The following is a 16,462-nucleotide window of genomic DNA, read 5'->3' as shown; positions in this document are numbered from 1 at the left end:
GCAGCATGACTGCCGCCGTGCCCGAGATCCGCAGCACCTGCCCCTATTGCGGGGTGGGTTGCGGCCTGCGGCTCCGGCGTGAAGCCGATGGCGGCGTCGCCGTCCAGGGCGATGTCGACCACCCGGCCAATGCCGGCCGCACCTGTTCGAAGGGGTCGGCGCTGGCCGAGACGCTGGGTCTGGAAGGGCGGCTGCTGTATCCCGTGATGGATGGCAGGCGGGTGGAGTGGGATGCGGCGCTGGATCGCGTGGCGCAGGTTTTCTCCGATACCATCGCGCGACATGGTCCGGATTCAGTGGCCTTCTATGTTTCGGGCCAGCTGCTGACCGAGGATTATTATGTCGCCAACAAGCTGATGAAGGGCTTCATCGGCTCGGGCAATATCGACACCAATTCGCGACTCTGCATGGCTTCGGCCGTGGCGGGGCACAAACGCGCCTTCGGCAGCGACACGGTGCCGGGCGTCTATGCCGATCTGGACCTGGCCGATCTGGTGGTGCTGGTCGGATCAAACCTGGCCTGGTGCCATCCGGTGCTGTTCCAGCGCCTGATGGCCGCCAAAACCGAGCGGCCCGAGCTGACCATCGTGGTGGTCGATCCGCGCCGCACCATGACGGCGCGGAATGCCGATCTGCATCTGGCGCTGAGGCCCGGTTCGGATGTAGCCCTGTTCAACGGCCTGCTGGCATATCTGCATGAACAGGGCCGGATGGATGGTGCCTTTGTGGCCGACCATACCAGTGGCCTGGATGCGGCCCTGGCTGTGGCGCGAGACCTGTCGTTGCCCGAGATCGCCGAAATCACCGGCCTGAACCAGGCCGATCTGAAACGCTTCTACGATCTCTTCGCCAGACATGAGCGCGTGGTGACGGCTTATTCCCAGGGCGTGAACCAGTCCAGTTGTGGCACAGACAAGGTCAATGCCATCATCAACTGCCATCTTCTTGCCGGCCGCATCGGCCGGCCCGGCATGGGGCCGTTTTCCATCACCGGCCAGCCCAATGCTATGGGCGGTCGCGAAGTGGGGGGCCTGGCCAACCAGTTGGCCTGTCACATGGAGTTGGACAACCCGGATCACCGTCGCGTCGTGCAGGATTTCTGGGCCGCGCCGCGCATCGCCGACAAGCCGGGCCTGAAAGCAGTGGATCTGTTCCGCGCCGTGAAAGCCGGCTCTGTGAAGGCGATCTGGATCGCCGGCACCAATCCGGTCGACAGCCTGCCCGATGCCGACGATGTGCAGGCGGCATTGCGGGCCTGCCCCTTCGTGGTGGTGTCGGATGTATTGCAGGTGACTGACACGGCACGTCATGCCCATGTGCTGCTGCCTGCGGCGGCCTGGGGCGAGAAGAATGGCACGGTCACCAATTCGGAACGCCGTATTTCACGCCAGCGCGGCTTCCTGCCTTTGCCCGGTGAAGCAAAGCCTGACTGGTGGATATTTGCCCAGGTCGGCCGCCGCATGGGCTGGGCCGATGCCTTCACCTATGAGACCCCGGCTGAAATCCTTGCCGAATATGCCCGGCTCAGCGGTGCGGAGAATCACGGTCGGCGCGATTTCGATATTTCCGCTCTGGGCGGCATCACCGCAGAGGACTATGACGCGCTCACGCCATTCCAGTGGCCCTGGCCGGCAGGACAGCCACGTAATGACGCACGACGCTTTTTTGCCGATGGACAATTCTACACGCCGGATCGCAAGGCGCGGTTCATCGCCACGCCCTGGGGTGCGGCAGCAGAGCAGCCCGGCGATGAATATCCGCTGATTCTCAACACTGGTCGCATCCGCGACCAGTGGCATACCATGACACGCACCGGCCGCTCGCCGCGCCTGATGGGCCATATCGCCGAGCCTTTTGTGGAAATCCACCCGGCCGATGCCGCGGATCATGGCATCGCTCCGGCCAGCCTGGTGATGCTGCGCAATCCACGCGGCCATGCGATCCTGCGGGCGCTGGTCAGCGAAGAGCAGCAGCGCGGCACGGTCTTCGCACCGCTGCACTGGACGGATCAGCTGAGCGCGCAGGCGCGCGTGGATGTGCTGGTCAACCCGGCCACCGATCCGGTCTCGGGCCAGCCGGAACTGAAATTCACGCCCGTAACCGTGCAGTCCTATGCGGCAGGCTGGTATGGCTTCGCCGTGCTGGCCGAAAGGCCAGCAACACCGCCGGTCGGCTACTGGACACTGGCACCGGCGCGCGCCGGCTGGCGGCTGGAACTGGCCGATCAGACCCTGCCGCAGGACTGGACCGCCTTGGCCCGTGGCCTCTTTGGCATTGGTGAGGATGAAGGCGTCGACCTGCTGGCCTATCACGATGCCGCTGCCGGTCAGCATCGGTTCGCCGCTTTTAATGGTGAGCGCCTGATCGGGGCGCTGTTCGTCGCGCCGCAGCCGGTGGCGGTGTCGCGCGCCTGGGCCGCCGACCAGCTTTCTGTCCCGTTCGCCACCGCCACGGCGCGGCTGCGCCTGCTGGCCGGCCGTACCGGTACGGACCAGCCGGATCGCGGCGCCATCGTCTGCGCCTGTTTCGATATCGGCAGTCGCCAGATCGCTGCAGCCGTGGCGGGCGGCTGCGCCACGGTGGAGGCGGTGACGGCCGCGACCCAGGCTGGCGGCAATTGCGGCTCCTGCCGCAGCGAAATCCGGAGGATCATCGATGGGCTCAGCATCCAGAAAGCCGGCTGACGTCACGATACCTCAGGCAGGGCGGCGCATCGCGCCGCTGGCCGTGCTGCCGCTGTTCATAGATCTGCATGGCAAGCGCGCCGTGGTGGCGGGCAACGACGCGCCTGCGGCCTGGAAGGCCGAATTGCTGGCGGCGGCCGGCGCGCGGGTGGAGGTTTTTGCCCCGCAGCCCGGTGCCGAACTGCTGGCCCTGCAGGACAACATCGCCATGCATATGCGGGCCTGGCAGCCCGGTGATCTTGCGGGCGCGGTCATGGCGGTGATCGATGCGGCCGACGAGCAGGAGGCGGCCGCGTTCCATGCCGCCGCACGCAGCGTCGGCGCGATCTGCAGCGCCATCGACAGGCCGGGTCATGGCGATGTGCAGTTCGGCTCCATCGTCAATCGCTCGCCGCTGGTGATCGGCATCTCCACCGATGGAGCGGCGCCGGTGCTGGCCCAGGCGGTGCGGCGGCGCATCGAAACCCTGCTGCCCGCCACGCTGGGCGCCTGGGCCGCTGCCGCCAAGCGCATCCGCGCGTCGCTCGCCGCGCGCCTGCCGACGTCCACGCAGCGCCGCGCCTTCTGGCAGCGGTTTGCCGAACGCGCTTTCCTTGAACCGATGGTGCCATCCGATGCCGATCTGCTGCGCATGCCGCCGCAGGCCGCTACCGGCCATGTCACGCTGGTGGGCGCGGGGCCGGGCGATGCCGAGCTGCTGACCCTGAAGGGCATGCGGGCGCTGCAGGCGGCAGACGCGATCCTGTTCGATGATCTGGTGTCGGACGGCGTGCTGGAACTGGCGCGCCGCGAAGCCAGGCGCATGATGGTGGGCAAACGTGGCGGCCGCGCGAGTTGCCGGCAGGACGACATCAATGCGCTGATGATCAAGCTGGCGCGCCAGGGCAAACGCGTGGTGCGGCTGAAATCCGGCGATCCGATGGTGTTCGGCCGTGCCGGCGAGGAAATTGCCGCATTGCAGGCGCAGGGCATTCCGGTGGATGTGGTGCCGGGCATCACGGCGGCGGTGGCGGCGGCCAGCCGGCTCGGTGTATCGCTCACCCATCGCGAGGCGGCGCATTCGGTGCGTTTCGTCACCGGGCATTCGCGCCAGGGCGGCCTGCCGCAGGATCTGGACTGGCGTGGCCTTGCCGATCCGGAAACCTCGCTGATGGTCTATATGGGTGGCCGCACCGGCGGCGCGTTTGCCGCGCGGCTGATTGCTGAGGGCCTTTCCCCCGCCACGCCGGTCGTGGCCCTGGCGGCCGTATCCCGTCCGGAAGAGGCGCGCTGGGTGGGCCGGCTGGACAACCTGGCAGAAGGTCTAGATTCACTCGGCAACGAGCAGCCGGTTCTGGTGGGTATCGGCCGGGTCTTCGACGGACTCGGTGCGGCAGCCGGAACGCCGCAGGAAATACAGCCGGTTGAAACGCCGCGCTACGGCAGACTCGCCTGATCCCCCAGCCAAGTCATGGCACAAGGCCGGCCTCACTGCAGGCGCCGGCCGGATTAAATTAATTTAATCATTTGATTTTTAATAACAATCTGCTTTTCTAGGCGCGGCATCGTTGCGAAGGCCCGCGCTTTTCGGTGGGCGGTTATCAGAAATCAGAAGAGTATTGCGCGTGCCGTAGCGATGAATGCCACCTACACGGACGATCAGTGACCTGCCGCAAATGGCGGGCGCTTGGGGGCAGGGGGAAGACCATGAAAAAATTCGCAGCCGCGATTGTCTCATTCGCGCTGGCCGCAGTTTTCACACTGGAAACCAGAGCGCAATTCGGCGCCGACCTCGTGCGGCAATTCTCGAGTCAGTTGTCGACTCTCCCGGTCTTTGCCGGCCGCAAGGTGGTTGCTGCCCAGCAATCCGATGGCGCCATCATCCTCACGCTGGATGGCAATGCACCCAGCGTGACGGCCTTCCCCAATGCCGCGTCCAAAAGCGGTTACGCCTATGCCCTGTCGATCAGCGGCGGCAGCTTCGCGCTGCCCGGCGCCGCCCTGCTGCAAGGCGTGAAGCTGCCCCAGGCCACATTCATCTACGCCGATGCCCCGGCGGCCCTGCGTATCGCCGACCTGCCCTCGCCGGTGCGCAATGCCCTGCGCCAGGCATCGCCCGGCGGCCTGCCCGACAGCCTGACCATCGCCAAGGGTGTGAGTGCCTTCCTGGAAGCGGACTTCTCGGCCTCCGCCGCCGGCAGCTTCCTGCAGCAGCAGCTTGGCCTCAACACCGGTGTTGTCGCCTTCACCGGCACGGTGCCGGAATCCGTCTTCAGCGGACAGCTTGGCCGCACGGCCACGGCAGGGCAGGCGGCAAATGCGCCGGCCGGCTTCAACCTCACGGCCACCATCGGCCAGCTGGCGCTGAACGGTGTTTCGTCCGACGTAATGAGCATGCCGGGGCAGACGATCCTGCAGCTGGCCAGCGACAGCAACGGGCTGGCACTGAAAGCCGCTGCCAATGTGCAGGTCATGATGGCGGGGCAGACTCTTCCGGTCGCATTGGCCATGCAGGGTCGCGTGCGCAACAAGACGGTGGTGGGCCGCATCGACGGCCAGGTCCAGGGCAATGCCACGGTCAGCTTCGCTGGCCTCAGTGTGTCGGGCCTCACCGTGGCGGCCGACAATACCGGCAGCGGCTGGGCGCTGAGCTTCGGCGGCAATGCCAGCCTGAACGGCAAGACGCTGGCGGCGACCCTTGCCTATGCCGCGTCCCAGAACGGCGGCAGCGGCGAATTCCAGGCCCGCGTCACGACAGGTCTGACATTGGCCGATCTGGTGCCCGCGCTGGACAAGGTGCCCGGCCTGTCCACGCTGACGCTGCAGAATGTCGCATTCGGCGGCAGGCAGGTTTCGGCCAGCCTGGCCAGCAAGACGCACACCTATGACCTTGCCCTGCATCCCGACAGCAGCGGCGCGATGGTTGCCGTTATCAAGGCCGACGAACTGAACCTGGCCGAGGCGATTCCCGGTGCGGCGACGTCGTTCCTGAACAACCTCGATATCGTCAATCCGATCCTGCTGGTCGAACCGGGTCGCGAGGCGCGCGAATTTTCGCTGGCTGGCCTGCCAGCCGAACTGGTGCGTGCCCTGGAACAGGTGGGCATCCGCAACAGCATGCGCCTGCAGCCGGGCCTGAACGTGTTCGCCACGCTGGATCCGACCAAGTCGGCCGCCGCCGGCACGCTGGCGCAGATCGGTCTCGACAAGCCGCTGCCGCTGAAAGGCGCCATCGATCCGCGTATCCTGGCCGATCTGCTGTCGCATGCGCGCGGCAGCCAGGCACGGGTCAGTGGCGGAAGCGACCTGGCCAAAATCGACCTGAGCGTGCCGTTGCCGGCGCTGAATCTGCCCGGCATGCCGCAGGAAGGCCTGTTCAAGCTGCCCACCCTGCGTATCACGCGCGGCCAGCCGGCTGCCACTGCCACCGCTACTGCAGCCACTGCCACGCCTGCCCCGGCCGGTGCAGCGCCGGCCGGTACAGCTGCTGCGCCCGCCAGCAGCGGCATCAAGGTGGCGATCGCCAGCGAATTCGATCTCAGCATCGCCGGCAGCCGGGTGAGCTTTCCCGGAGAGCTGACCTTCGCCCAGCGGCAGGGCAGCCGCGTCCCCGACCTGCAATTCGCCGGTGCCAACACCACCGGCTGGCCTGCGGCTTTCGGGCTGAACTGGCTGCAGATCCGCAGTCTGCAGGCCAATATCGCACTCGCGGCCACAGCGCAGGGTGGGCAGGCATTCAGCTTTGCCATGAATGGCGTGACCGATCTGGGCAGCAGCAAGAATATCCCGCTGGCGATCAACCTGGCCGTTGCCAATGGCCGGATCGGGGGCGCCGAATTCAAGCTGGCCAACCGCCTGGCCCTGAAGGACCTACCGCCGATTTCGGCCCTGCCGGTGGTGTCCAAGGTCGCGCTGAAAAATCTCGACATCAAGATTGCCGGCCTGGGCAATGACCGCAATCTCAGCCTGAGCGGTGCCGTCGATACCGCCGATATCTTTTCTTTCGAGGGCCTGAAATTCTCGACCGGCAGTTTCACCGCCACCGAAAAGGGCAGCGACTGGGCTATCGCACTGACCGGTTCGGGCAGCCTGAATGCGAAGCCGGTGCAGATCGACGCGCGGTTTGACAGCGCGGCAGCCGCCAAGGAATACGCAGCCACGCTGACCGGCAATATCCGACTTTCCGACCTGGCCGGTTCCTATGCGACCGCGCTGGACACGCTGGCGGTTCAGCAGATCGCCATCACGGGGGACAAGCTGGATGCCAAGCTGTCGCTTGGGCAGGAGCCGCTCGACATCGCCCTGTTCAAGACCGGCGCAGCCGGTCATCGCTACCTGTCGGTCACCGCCGGCACGCTCGACCTGGCCAAGACGATTCCCGGCATCGGCGCTGCCTTCCAGGGCGCGGTGCTGAAGGATGTGTCGGTGCTGGTGGCCAAAAAGGGTGCGGCGCAGTCGGGCGTGCCGGCTTCGGCTTTGCCCACCGCTCTGGCGAAGGCCGTGACCGATGTGGCCGGTGGTTCGCTCGACATCAAGGACGGCGTGACGATCCTGGCGCAGCTCGATGTCTCGGGTGCCGGTCCGGCCAAGCAGGTATTCGACACGCTGTCGGTGCCGAACGTGATCCCCATCAAGGGCACGGTCGATCCCAGCATGATCGCTGCGGCCTATCAGTCGGCCGGTCGTGCGGGGCAGAATGCCGGTCAGGCCGCAGGCCAGGGTGCGGCGGCGGCGCGTGCGGCGCTGGCCAACCTGGATCTGCAGGCACCCGTGGGTGCGATCAGCCTGCCCGGTTTGCCGGCCGGCTCGGGTTTCTCCGACATGGTGTTCCGCATTTCGGGCCAGAATCCGAATCCTGCCCCAGGCACCAGCGCCACGGGGCTGTTCGCCAGCTTCGCCGGCACGCTGTCCTTCTCCGAAGGCGGCGGCAAGCCGGCCCTTACGGCGCCGGGCAGCATCAGCTTCTCGGGCAGCGGCGGAAACATGGCGATCAATTTCGCCGGCGCGGTGGCCGGCGGCTGGCAGTCGCCATTCGGCCTGAGCTGGCTGCATGTCGACGACCTGACCCTGACGGCGGGGATCTCCTCCACGGGCGGCAGCCGCGGCGCCAAGCTCGATTTCAACGGCACGGCCGATCTGGGCAAGGCGACGAATCTGAAGCTGGCCATCGCGGTGGATGCCGCCAACGGCCAGCTCAACAGCGGCGACCTCACTTTCACCGGCGGCCTGAAGATGTCGGACCTGCCGGCGCTGGCTTCGCTGCCGCGCGCTGACGGATTCCAGCTCGACGGATTCAAGCTGACCGCCGCCCGCCAGGGCACGGCCTGGGACGAGACCATCACGGCAGCTTTCAAAGCCGGTGGCATGGTGGATTTTCCGGGCTTCGCGCTGAACAGCGGCAATTTCACCGCCAAGAAGGCGCCCGACGGCTGGTCGCTGGATGCGACCGCCACGGCCACGCTGAACGGCAAGGCGGTGAACGTGACGGCGGAACTGACGAAGGATGCCGGCGGCGCCGCGCCAGATTACACAGTCACCGTCACCGACGACCTGACGGTGGCCAACCTGCTCGGCACCGCGAATGCGATTCCGGGCCTGAACGAATTCGCCATCAAGCAGGTGAAGCTGTCGCGCGCCCAGGTGGCGGCGCGCATGACTTACAAGACCGAGGAGGTGGATGTCCTGTTCTACCGCCCCGACCCTCAGAAGAAGGTGCATGTCGCGCTGGCGCTGTCCAACTTCAATCTCGGCGACAATATTCCCGGTGCTTCCAGCACGCCGCTGGACGATATCAGCTTCAGCAACCTGGCCCTGGTAATCGTGCCGCAGGGCGGCACCACCGGCTCGATGCCGACCAGCAGCCTGCCCGCCATCCTGTCGGCCAAGGCGGCCGCGCTGGCCGGTTCTACCGTCACGCTCGGCACCGGCGCCAACATCTTCGCGGAACTTGACGTGAAGGGCGGTTCCGGCCTGGCCGATGTCTTCGGCACGCTGGGTATATCGAAAGGCATCCCGATTGTCGGCAGCGTCGATCCGCGCATGCTGGCTTCGGGGCGTAGCCAGGGCGCGGCGCCGGCCGGTGCCGGCAATGCGGCGTCGAGCTGGATTTCCTCGCTCAACCTCGGCGGTGCATTGCCCGATCTGAAAGTGCCAGGCTTGACGGCAGGCTCGGGTTTCCAGCAGTCGAAGATCAATATCAGCGGCAAGGGCGGCCTGGCCGTGTCGATCGGCACCACCTTTGTCTTCGCGGAGGAATCCAGCACCCTGCGCGCGCCGGGCAATTTCAGCTTCACGCGCAGCGGCGGCAACACGGCGGTGGCGTTTGCGGCGACGGTGCCCGATGGCTGGTCGGCCCCGTTCGGCCAGTCCTGGCTGCATATCACCAATCTGAGCCTCAACGGCAACATGACCGGCAGCGGCACGAACCGCGCGCTGAAACTCGATTTCGCCGGTCAGGCCAGCCTTGGCAAGAGTGCGCCGCTGAAGCTGGCCATCGACCTGCAGATAGCCAATGCACAGGTCAGCGCGGCGAACCTGGATTTCACCGGCGGTTTGAAGATGTCGGATCTTCCGCCGCTGTCGGCGCTGCCGCGGGCGGATGGCTTCCAGCTCAACGGCTTCAAGCTGGCGATGGCGCGTCAGGGCACGGCCTGGGATGAGACCATCACCGCCGCCTTCACCTCGGGCGGCATGGTGGATTTCCCCGGCTTCGCGCTGAATGGCGGCGATTTCACTGCCAAAAAGAATGCCGAAGGCTGGTCGCTGGATGCCAATGCCAAGGCGACCCTGCAGGGCAAGGCGGTGAACGTGACCGCCGAACTGGTGAAGGATGCCGGCAACGGCGCGCCGGATTATACGGTCACGATCGCCGACGACCTCACCGTGGCCGGGCTGATCGGCAGTGGCAACTCGATCCCCGGCCTGGACGATTTTGCCATCAAGCAGGTCAAGCTGACGCGGTCGCAGGTCGGCGCGGTGATGACCTACAAGACCGAGGAGGTGGATATCCTGTTCTACCGCCCCGGACCGCAGAGCAAGGTGCACGTGGCTCTGGCGCTGTCGGACTTCAACCTGGGCGACAGCATTCCGGGCGCTTCCAGCACGCTGCTGAGCGATGTGGGCTTCAGCGACATGGCGCTGGTGATCGTGCCGCAGGGCGGCGTAACAGGTGCGATGCAGACTGCCAATCTGCCGGCCATCGTATCGGCGAAGGCCAAGGCTGTGGCCGGCGATGCCGTCACGCTCGGCACTGGCGCCAATATCTTCGCCCAGATGGATATCAAGGCAAGTTCCAGCCTGGGGCAGGCGCTTGGCGCGCTGGGCATTTCCAAGGAAGTTCCGATTGTCGGCAGCGTCGATCCGCGCGTGCTGGCCTCGGGCCGCACCGGTTCCAGCTCGGCCGGCGGCGCGGCGGCCAGCTGGGCTTCGTCCCTGAATCTGAGCGGTACGCTGCCCAGCATCACGATTCCGGGCCTGCCGGATAAATCGGGCTTCCAGTCGCCCAAGGTCAAGATCAGCGGCCAGGGCGGCTTCAGCCTGTCGATCGATACGACCATGGTCTTTGCCGAGGGCAAGAACAGCCTTCAGGCACCGGGCAGCTTCAGTTTCACGCGTTCGGGCGGCAATACCGACGTGGCTTTTGCCGGCAAGGTGCAGGGCGGCTGGGACGGTCCCTTCGGCCTGACCTGGCTGCATCTGAACAACCTGGCCCTGAACGCGTCACTGACCGGTACGGGCACGACACGCGACATAAAGCTCAGCTTCGCCGGCGCGGCGACCGGCCTGGGCAAGGCGCCGCTGCAGGTTGCCGCCGCACTCGAGGTCCAGAATCGCCAGCTCAGCAACGCCAGCCTGGATTTCACCGGCGCCCTGACGATGGCCGACCTGCCGGCGCTGAAGGCGCTGCCGCGGGCCAGCGGCTTCGAGATGGACGGCTTCAAGCTGGCGGCCAAGAACCAGGGCGGCAACTGGGAGCCCACCATCACGGCGGCGTTCAAGTCGGCTAAGATGGTCGACTTCCCCGGCTTCACCCTGAATGGCGGCAGCTTCACGGCGGCCAAGACGGCGGCCGACTGGTCTTTCGATGCCAAGGCCAATGCCACGCTGCAAAACAAGCCGGTCAGCGTGACCGCCGAGCTGGTGAAGAACGCGGGCGACGGCACGCCGGACTACACGGTCACCATAACCGACGCCCTGACCATCTCGCAGCTGCTGGGTGCAGGAAATTCGATCCCCGGCCTGGACGATTTCTCCATCACCGAGGTCAAGCTGACCCGCCTGCAGGTCGGCGCGAAGATGAAATACAAGACCGAGGAGGTGGATATCCTCGTCTACCACCCCGATCCGCAGAAGAAGGCGCATATCGCCCTGGCCCTGTCGAATTTCAATCTTGGCGACAGTATCCCGGGTGCGTCCGGCACGCCGCTCACCGATATCTCCTTCGCCGACATGGCGCTGGTCGTTGTGCCCAAGGACGGTGTGGTTGGCGCGGTCAAGTCGACCGCGCTGCCGGCCATCGTGGCCGACAAGGTGAAGGCGGTGGCAGGCGAAACCGTCACGCTCACGAATGGCGCTAATATATTCAGCATGTTCGAAGCCAAGAGCGGGTCGAGCCTTGGCGATGTCATGGGCTCGCTGGGTATCAGCAAGAGCATCCCGATCACCGGCGCCGTCGATCCGCGTTTCCTGTCGGCCAGCGGCTCTGGCGGCGGCTCGGGCGGCGGTTCCGGTGCGAGCAGCTGGCTGTCCAGCCTGAACCTCACCGGCAGCCTGCCGAACATCACCATTCCGGGCATCCCCGATGGCATCGGCTTCCACACACCGAAGCTGAATATCAGCAGCAAGAACAACCAGCCGACCATCTCGATCCCGACCACCTTCGGATTCAAGGTCGGCAGCGCCAATCTGTCGCTGCCGGGTGAGTTCGATTTCACCAAGCATACGACGGGCAGCGAGATATCCTTCAAGGGCTCGGGCGGCGACTGGCATGCCCCGCTGGATATCCCCTGGCTGAGCCTGACCGGACTGACCGTCGATTTCGACCTGAAATCGCCGACCGGCGGTTCGCGCGAACTGGCGCTCAGCCTCTCGGGCAATGTCGGCTTGGGCAAGAAGACCGCCCTGCCGGCCGATGTCGCCTTCACCATCGATGGCGGCAAGCTGTCCAGCGGCGAGGTCCGCATCGCCAGCCAGATCGACCTGTCGGATATCCCCGTGCTGAAGGGCATCCCCTATGCCAGCAAGTTCGGCCTGAAGGATCTGGTGATCTCGACGGCCGGCATCGGCGCCGGCGCGATCCTGGACGGCAAGGTGTTCAACACCGCGCTGATCAATGCGCCGGGCCCGAACGGCACCAGCGGCTGGACAATGATCCTGGAGCGCGATGGCAAGACGCTGGGCGACCTGATCCCGTTCGACAAGACCGGCATTCTCAAGAAGATGCCGCTGACCCATTCGCTGTTCATGCTCAGCGAGAGCGGTCTGCAGCTCAATCCGGCAGGCCTGCCGGATTTTGCCCGCCCGCTGCTGAAACCGATCCTGGATATCCATCCCGGCGCGACGACCGTGACCGACGGCCTCACCCTGGCAGCCGTGTTCGATCCCAGCGCCAGCGACGATGCCAAGAAGGCCTTCGGCAAGCTGGGCCTGGGCAGTGCCACCTTCATCATGGGCGAGCTGGGCGGTATCTTCGGCGGCACGCCGCTGGTCAAGATCGAGGCCTTCCTGCCCAAATTCGGCAAGCCCGGCGGCTTGCCGAAATTCATGCACTGGCCGGAAAGCGTGCAGCCGGCCTTCTTCGTCACTTTGACGGAAGAGGCGGTCGAGGTCGGCATCGAGGTCGACATGCAGGTGAAAGCCGGCGATGACCAGCTCATCTTCGCCACCAAGGTGGAGATGGAGGTCAACGAGGCCGATGTGACCTTCGACATCGAAGGCGAGATGGACGGCAAGTGGGAGAAGCCGTTCAGCATCAAGGCGCTGACTCTTGCCAATGTGGCGCTCAAGGCCGGTGTGTCGCCGGACGGCTCGGTCAAGCTCGGCTTCAAGGGCACCACGACGATCGGGCCCGAGACCATCCAGATGGCCGCTGATATCGAGCCCGATCCGGAGTTGCTGGGCGTGCCGAAATCGATCGCCTTCGCCGGTGCGATCACCTCGCTGGGCGTGGTGGAGATCGCCGAACTGATCGAGGCGATCGCCGGCAAGAACGACAAGTTCAAGGCCGACAACATCCCCGGTTTCGAGTTACACAACGTGAAGCTGGCTTTCGCCACCCCAGGCGCCGAGGACCCGGATCTGGGCATCATCAATGCCGGCTTCGCCGCCCAGGGCAGCCTGTCCTTCATGGATCACAATCTGGGCAACGCGCTGCTCAGCATTTCCGAGACGGCCGGCCTTGCCATGAAAGGCGCCATCGCCGACATGGATCTGGGGCCGCTCAAGCTGCAGAACAACAATATCGATGTCGCCATCGGGCCCACGTCGGATCCGTATTTCAAGGTCAATGGCAATGTCGATTTCCTGGGTCTGAAGGAAAGCGTTGCCGTCCAGTTCGTCATCCCCGCCAAGGTGATGTTCGAGATGGACAGTGATTTCGGCCTGCTGGGCAAGGGCAAGCTGCTGGTGGAAGGCGTCGGCTACGACGTGCGAACCGGCAAGGCCACCAACCCCGATTTCCTGATCAACGGCGAAATCCAGCATTCGGATTTTGCCGGCTGGCTGGAAAAGACGGTGAAAGGCCAGGTCGATGCCGTGCTGGCCGACGTGAAGGCCGCATTCCAGGTTGCCGAACAGGCTGTCAAGGATGCGCAGGCCAAGGTCGACGGCCTCGATGCAACCGTGCAGAAGGAACGCGCGATCGTGCGTGCCGAACGCAATCGCGCCGAGAGCGCCATCAATGCGGCGGAGGCGCGGGTCAACGAGTTGCAGGGCGATGCGGATGATGCCCGCAGTCACCGCAATCACTGCCACTGGTATCAGCTGGCCTGCAAGGCGAAATATGAGGCGGAGTATCTCGCCTACGAGGCGGCGAAAACGGTTGCCGATGGCGTGCTGGATGCTGCGCGCAAAGCCGTCGATACCATCCCGGTCGACCTCGATCCGCGTGTTGCCGGCCCACTGGCGGCCGAGGATGTCGCTCTGGCCGCGCTCAAGGCCGCGCAGCTTGCCATCGAGGGTGTCGAGAAGCTGGATGATTTCGCCCAGCGGATCGTTGATTCCGCCATCAATGGCCTTCAGGGTGCCAAGCCCATCGTGATCAACGATGTGGCTTTCTCCGGCAGCCTGAGCGGCTCGATCAAGAATGACGAGCCGTGGCTGCTGAACATGGATTACGCCATCTTCAACCAGCCGATCAAAGGCAGTTTCGTGTTCAAGCTGAAGGATCCCGCATACGACGCCAAGGAGCTTGGTTATGTCGGCCTGCAGATCCTGAACTTCGTGGTCGAAAAGGGCTTGAAGGATATTCCCGGCCCGATCGCCGACAAGTTCCGCGAATCGGTGGCGACACTGATGAACGACCTGGATACCTCGAACCAGGCTGAAATGGCGAAGCACCAGAAGGAATTCGCTGCGGTAACGCAACGCCAGGCCGATCTGCAAAAGGCCATGGAGGCGCGCGATGAGGAAGTGACCAAGACGCTGCAGACCAGCATCAAGTCCAGTCTCGACGTTGCGCCGCCCAGCTTCCGCCTGGAAGGCACGCTGCTGGAGGTTGGCCATAGCGGGCTGTGCCTGACGGCGGCCGGCAATGCCGTGCTGCAGCAGCCCTGCAACGAGGGCGATCCGGCGCAGCGCTGGGAGACTGAGCTGCTTGACGCGGGGTATGTGTTCATAAAATCCGGCCCGCTCTGCCTCATCCCGTCCGGCGCCCTCGGAAACCTGAACGTGCCGCTGATCATCAATGCGTGCCAGAGGGGCGATCAGAACATGCACTGGCGCGTGGTCAGCCACGATCCGCAATTCTACAACCTTGCCAATCGCAAGACCCAGAAATGCGTACATTTTCCGGATCCCAGTGCGACGCCGGGCAAGGCGCCGAGCCAGTGGGCACCCTGCGACGGTTCGGATGCACAGGCCTTCCAGCCGCTGAAGCAGGCCAAGCCGGTCTATCACGCCAAGCTGCCGCTGGCGTCACAGCGTTCCGGCCTGTGCGTGGGATCGTATGATTTCGGCCGTCAGCCGCATCCGTTCCTGAGCCTGAACATCAAGTTCAGGCCGGTTTTCGCCATCGCCTGCGATGTGCTGGCCGATAGCGAAAAAGCACCCTGGGCCGCCGGCATGGCGCTCAACTACGTGGAGACCAGACTGGAAGACGGGGACTACGTCAAAATCACGGACTACATCGGCAACTGCATCTTCCCGCTGGATGGGCGGGCGGGCAGCCCGCTGGTCAGCCGGCCCTGCGATCACTCCAACGACATGTTCTGGCAGAAGCTGCCGACGCCAGGTGGCATGCAATTGAGGAATCTGAGCAGCAAACTCTGTTTCGATATCGTGCCCAATCCCGGCAACCGGACCCAATGGATGGCGGCGCAGACCATGTGCGGCGGCACCAGCAATCAGGTTGTCGACTTCGCCATTCCGCCTTCGCCGGCCGCGTGGATGGCCACAGATGCCAGCCACGCAGCTTTGCCACCCAAGAAAGTGGCGTGGACCGGCGTGGTCGGTCGTGCCATCGATATCGGCGTCGGCGCCAATGGTGCTGTGTGGATGGTGGGAACCGACCGCAATCTGTACCAGTGGCAGAATGATCGCTGGACGCCATCGGGTGCGGCTGTGAAGAATGCGGCAGCCCTCGATGTCGGACCGAACGGTGAGATATGGTTCGTTTCCGCAGACGAAGACATCATTTCCGGCAATGGGCGCAGCTGGGTCAAACGCCCCGGCAAGGCCATCGATATCGGTATCGGCGCCAATGGCGAAGTCTGGATGACCGGTCGCGACAAGAAACTGTATCGCTGGAACGGCTCAGCCTGGGGGGTGGTGGCAGCCCCGGCCGATGCCATGCTGGTCGATGTTGGGCCGGGTGGTGAGGTCCTGTTCGTCTCCACCGAGAAGCGGGTATACGCCGGCAACGGCAAGCAGTGGCGTGCACTGCCTGGTGCCGCCATCGATGTCAGTTTCGGCGCCGATGGCACGGCCTGGATGATTGACGACAAACACGAGGTCAATCGCTGGTCCGGCCAGGCATGGGTGGTGGAGCCCGGCGGCAGTGCCCTGCGCATCAGCGGTGGGCCGTCTGACAATCCGTGGATGGTGGCGACCAACAACCATATCTTTGAAGACACCGGCGTGCGGCCACCCAGCCCGCTGGCAGCCTTCGATGCCAGCCAGGGGGTCGTCGATCCGCAGACCAGGCAGCCCGAGACCGCGTTCCTCTGTCGCGTATCGGCGCCCGCCAGCGGTCCGGCGGCGGATGCGGGTCTGAAGGCGGAATCCTGGATCGGGCAGGTCGATCGTCTGGGCGACTGCGCCATTCCCGGTGATGATGGCCGGGTACAGCGTGCGAAGACATTCGAAGTGCTGAAATCCGTCGCCAAGCCGAAATGGGCCAGTTTTGGTGGCCCGGTCGCACCTTTCGATGCCGTACATGCCGCGCGCAAGGGGCTGGACCTGCGCTATGCCTGCCGCACGATCTATCAGAATCAGGTCAGGCTCGGTTCGGCAGTTGATGGCATCTGCCGCTTTGCAGATGGTGAAACGGTGGCGACCGCCAGCGGGTTCGAGTATCTGCTGAGCGAGTGACGCCAGGCGTCGGCCAAGAAAAAGGCGGCCCAGGTTCCCGGGCCGCCTTTTTT

3 protein-coding genes are annotated in these 16,462 nt (G+C 65.0%); all 3 read left to right on the top strand.

What is annotated here, in order from left to right; all coding sequences use genetic code 11:
* Positions 1-5: 5 nt before the first annotated feature.
* Positions 6-2,684: a molybdopterin-dependent oxidoreductase gene (locus tag ACE3OO_RS05610; RefSeq protein ID WP_374300620.1), complete on the top strand. Its 2,679-nt coding sequence runs from the start codon at positions 6-8 to the stop codon at positions 2,682-2,684.
* Positions 2,656-4,119, top strand: a complete 1,464-nt coding sequence (cysG, locus tag ACE3OO_RS05605) for a siroheme synthase CysG (RefSeq protein WP_374300617.1) — start codon at positions 2,656-2,658, stop codon at positions 4,117-4,119. Before ACE3OO_RS05610 ends, cysG begins: the two co-directional genes overlap by 29 nt.
* Positions 4,120-4,370: 251 nt before the next feature.
* Positions 4,371-16,409 (top strand): tectonin domain-containing protein, encoded by a 12,039-nt coding sequence (locus tag ACE3OO_RS05600; protein WP_374300615.1) that lies wholly within the window; start codon positions 4,371-4,373, stop codon positions 16,407-16,409.
* Positions 16,410-16,462 lie beyond the last annotated feature (53 nt).

The organism is Ferrovibrio sp., from assembly GCF_041906005.1.
Lineage (GTDB): Bacteria > Pseudomonadota > Alphaproteobacteria > Ferrovibrionales > Ferrovibrionaceae > Ferrovibrio.
Note: the sequence above shows the minus strand (reverse complement) of the source record. Positions and strands in the feature narration are given on the sequence as shown.

What these genes read in the sequence shown, in the direction of transcription:
- ACE3OO_RS05610 (WP_374300620.1), top strand. Translation starts at nt 6, where the DNA reads ATGACTGCCGCCGTGCCCGAGATCCGCAGCACCTGCCCCTATTGCGGG.
- ACE3OO_RS05600 (WP_374300615.1), top strand. Translation starts at nt 4,371, where the DNA reads ATGAAAAAATTCGCAGCCGCGATTGTCTCATTCGCGCTGGCCGCAGTT.
- cysG (WP_374300617.1), top strand. Translation starts at nt 2,656, where the DNA reads ATGGGCTCAGCATCCAGAAAGCCGGCTGACGTCACGATACCTCAGGCA.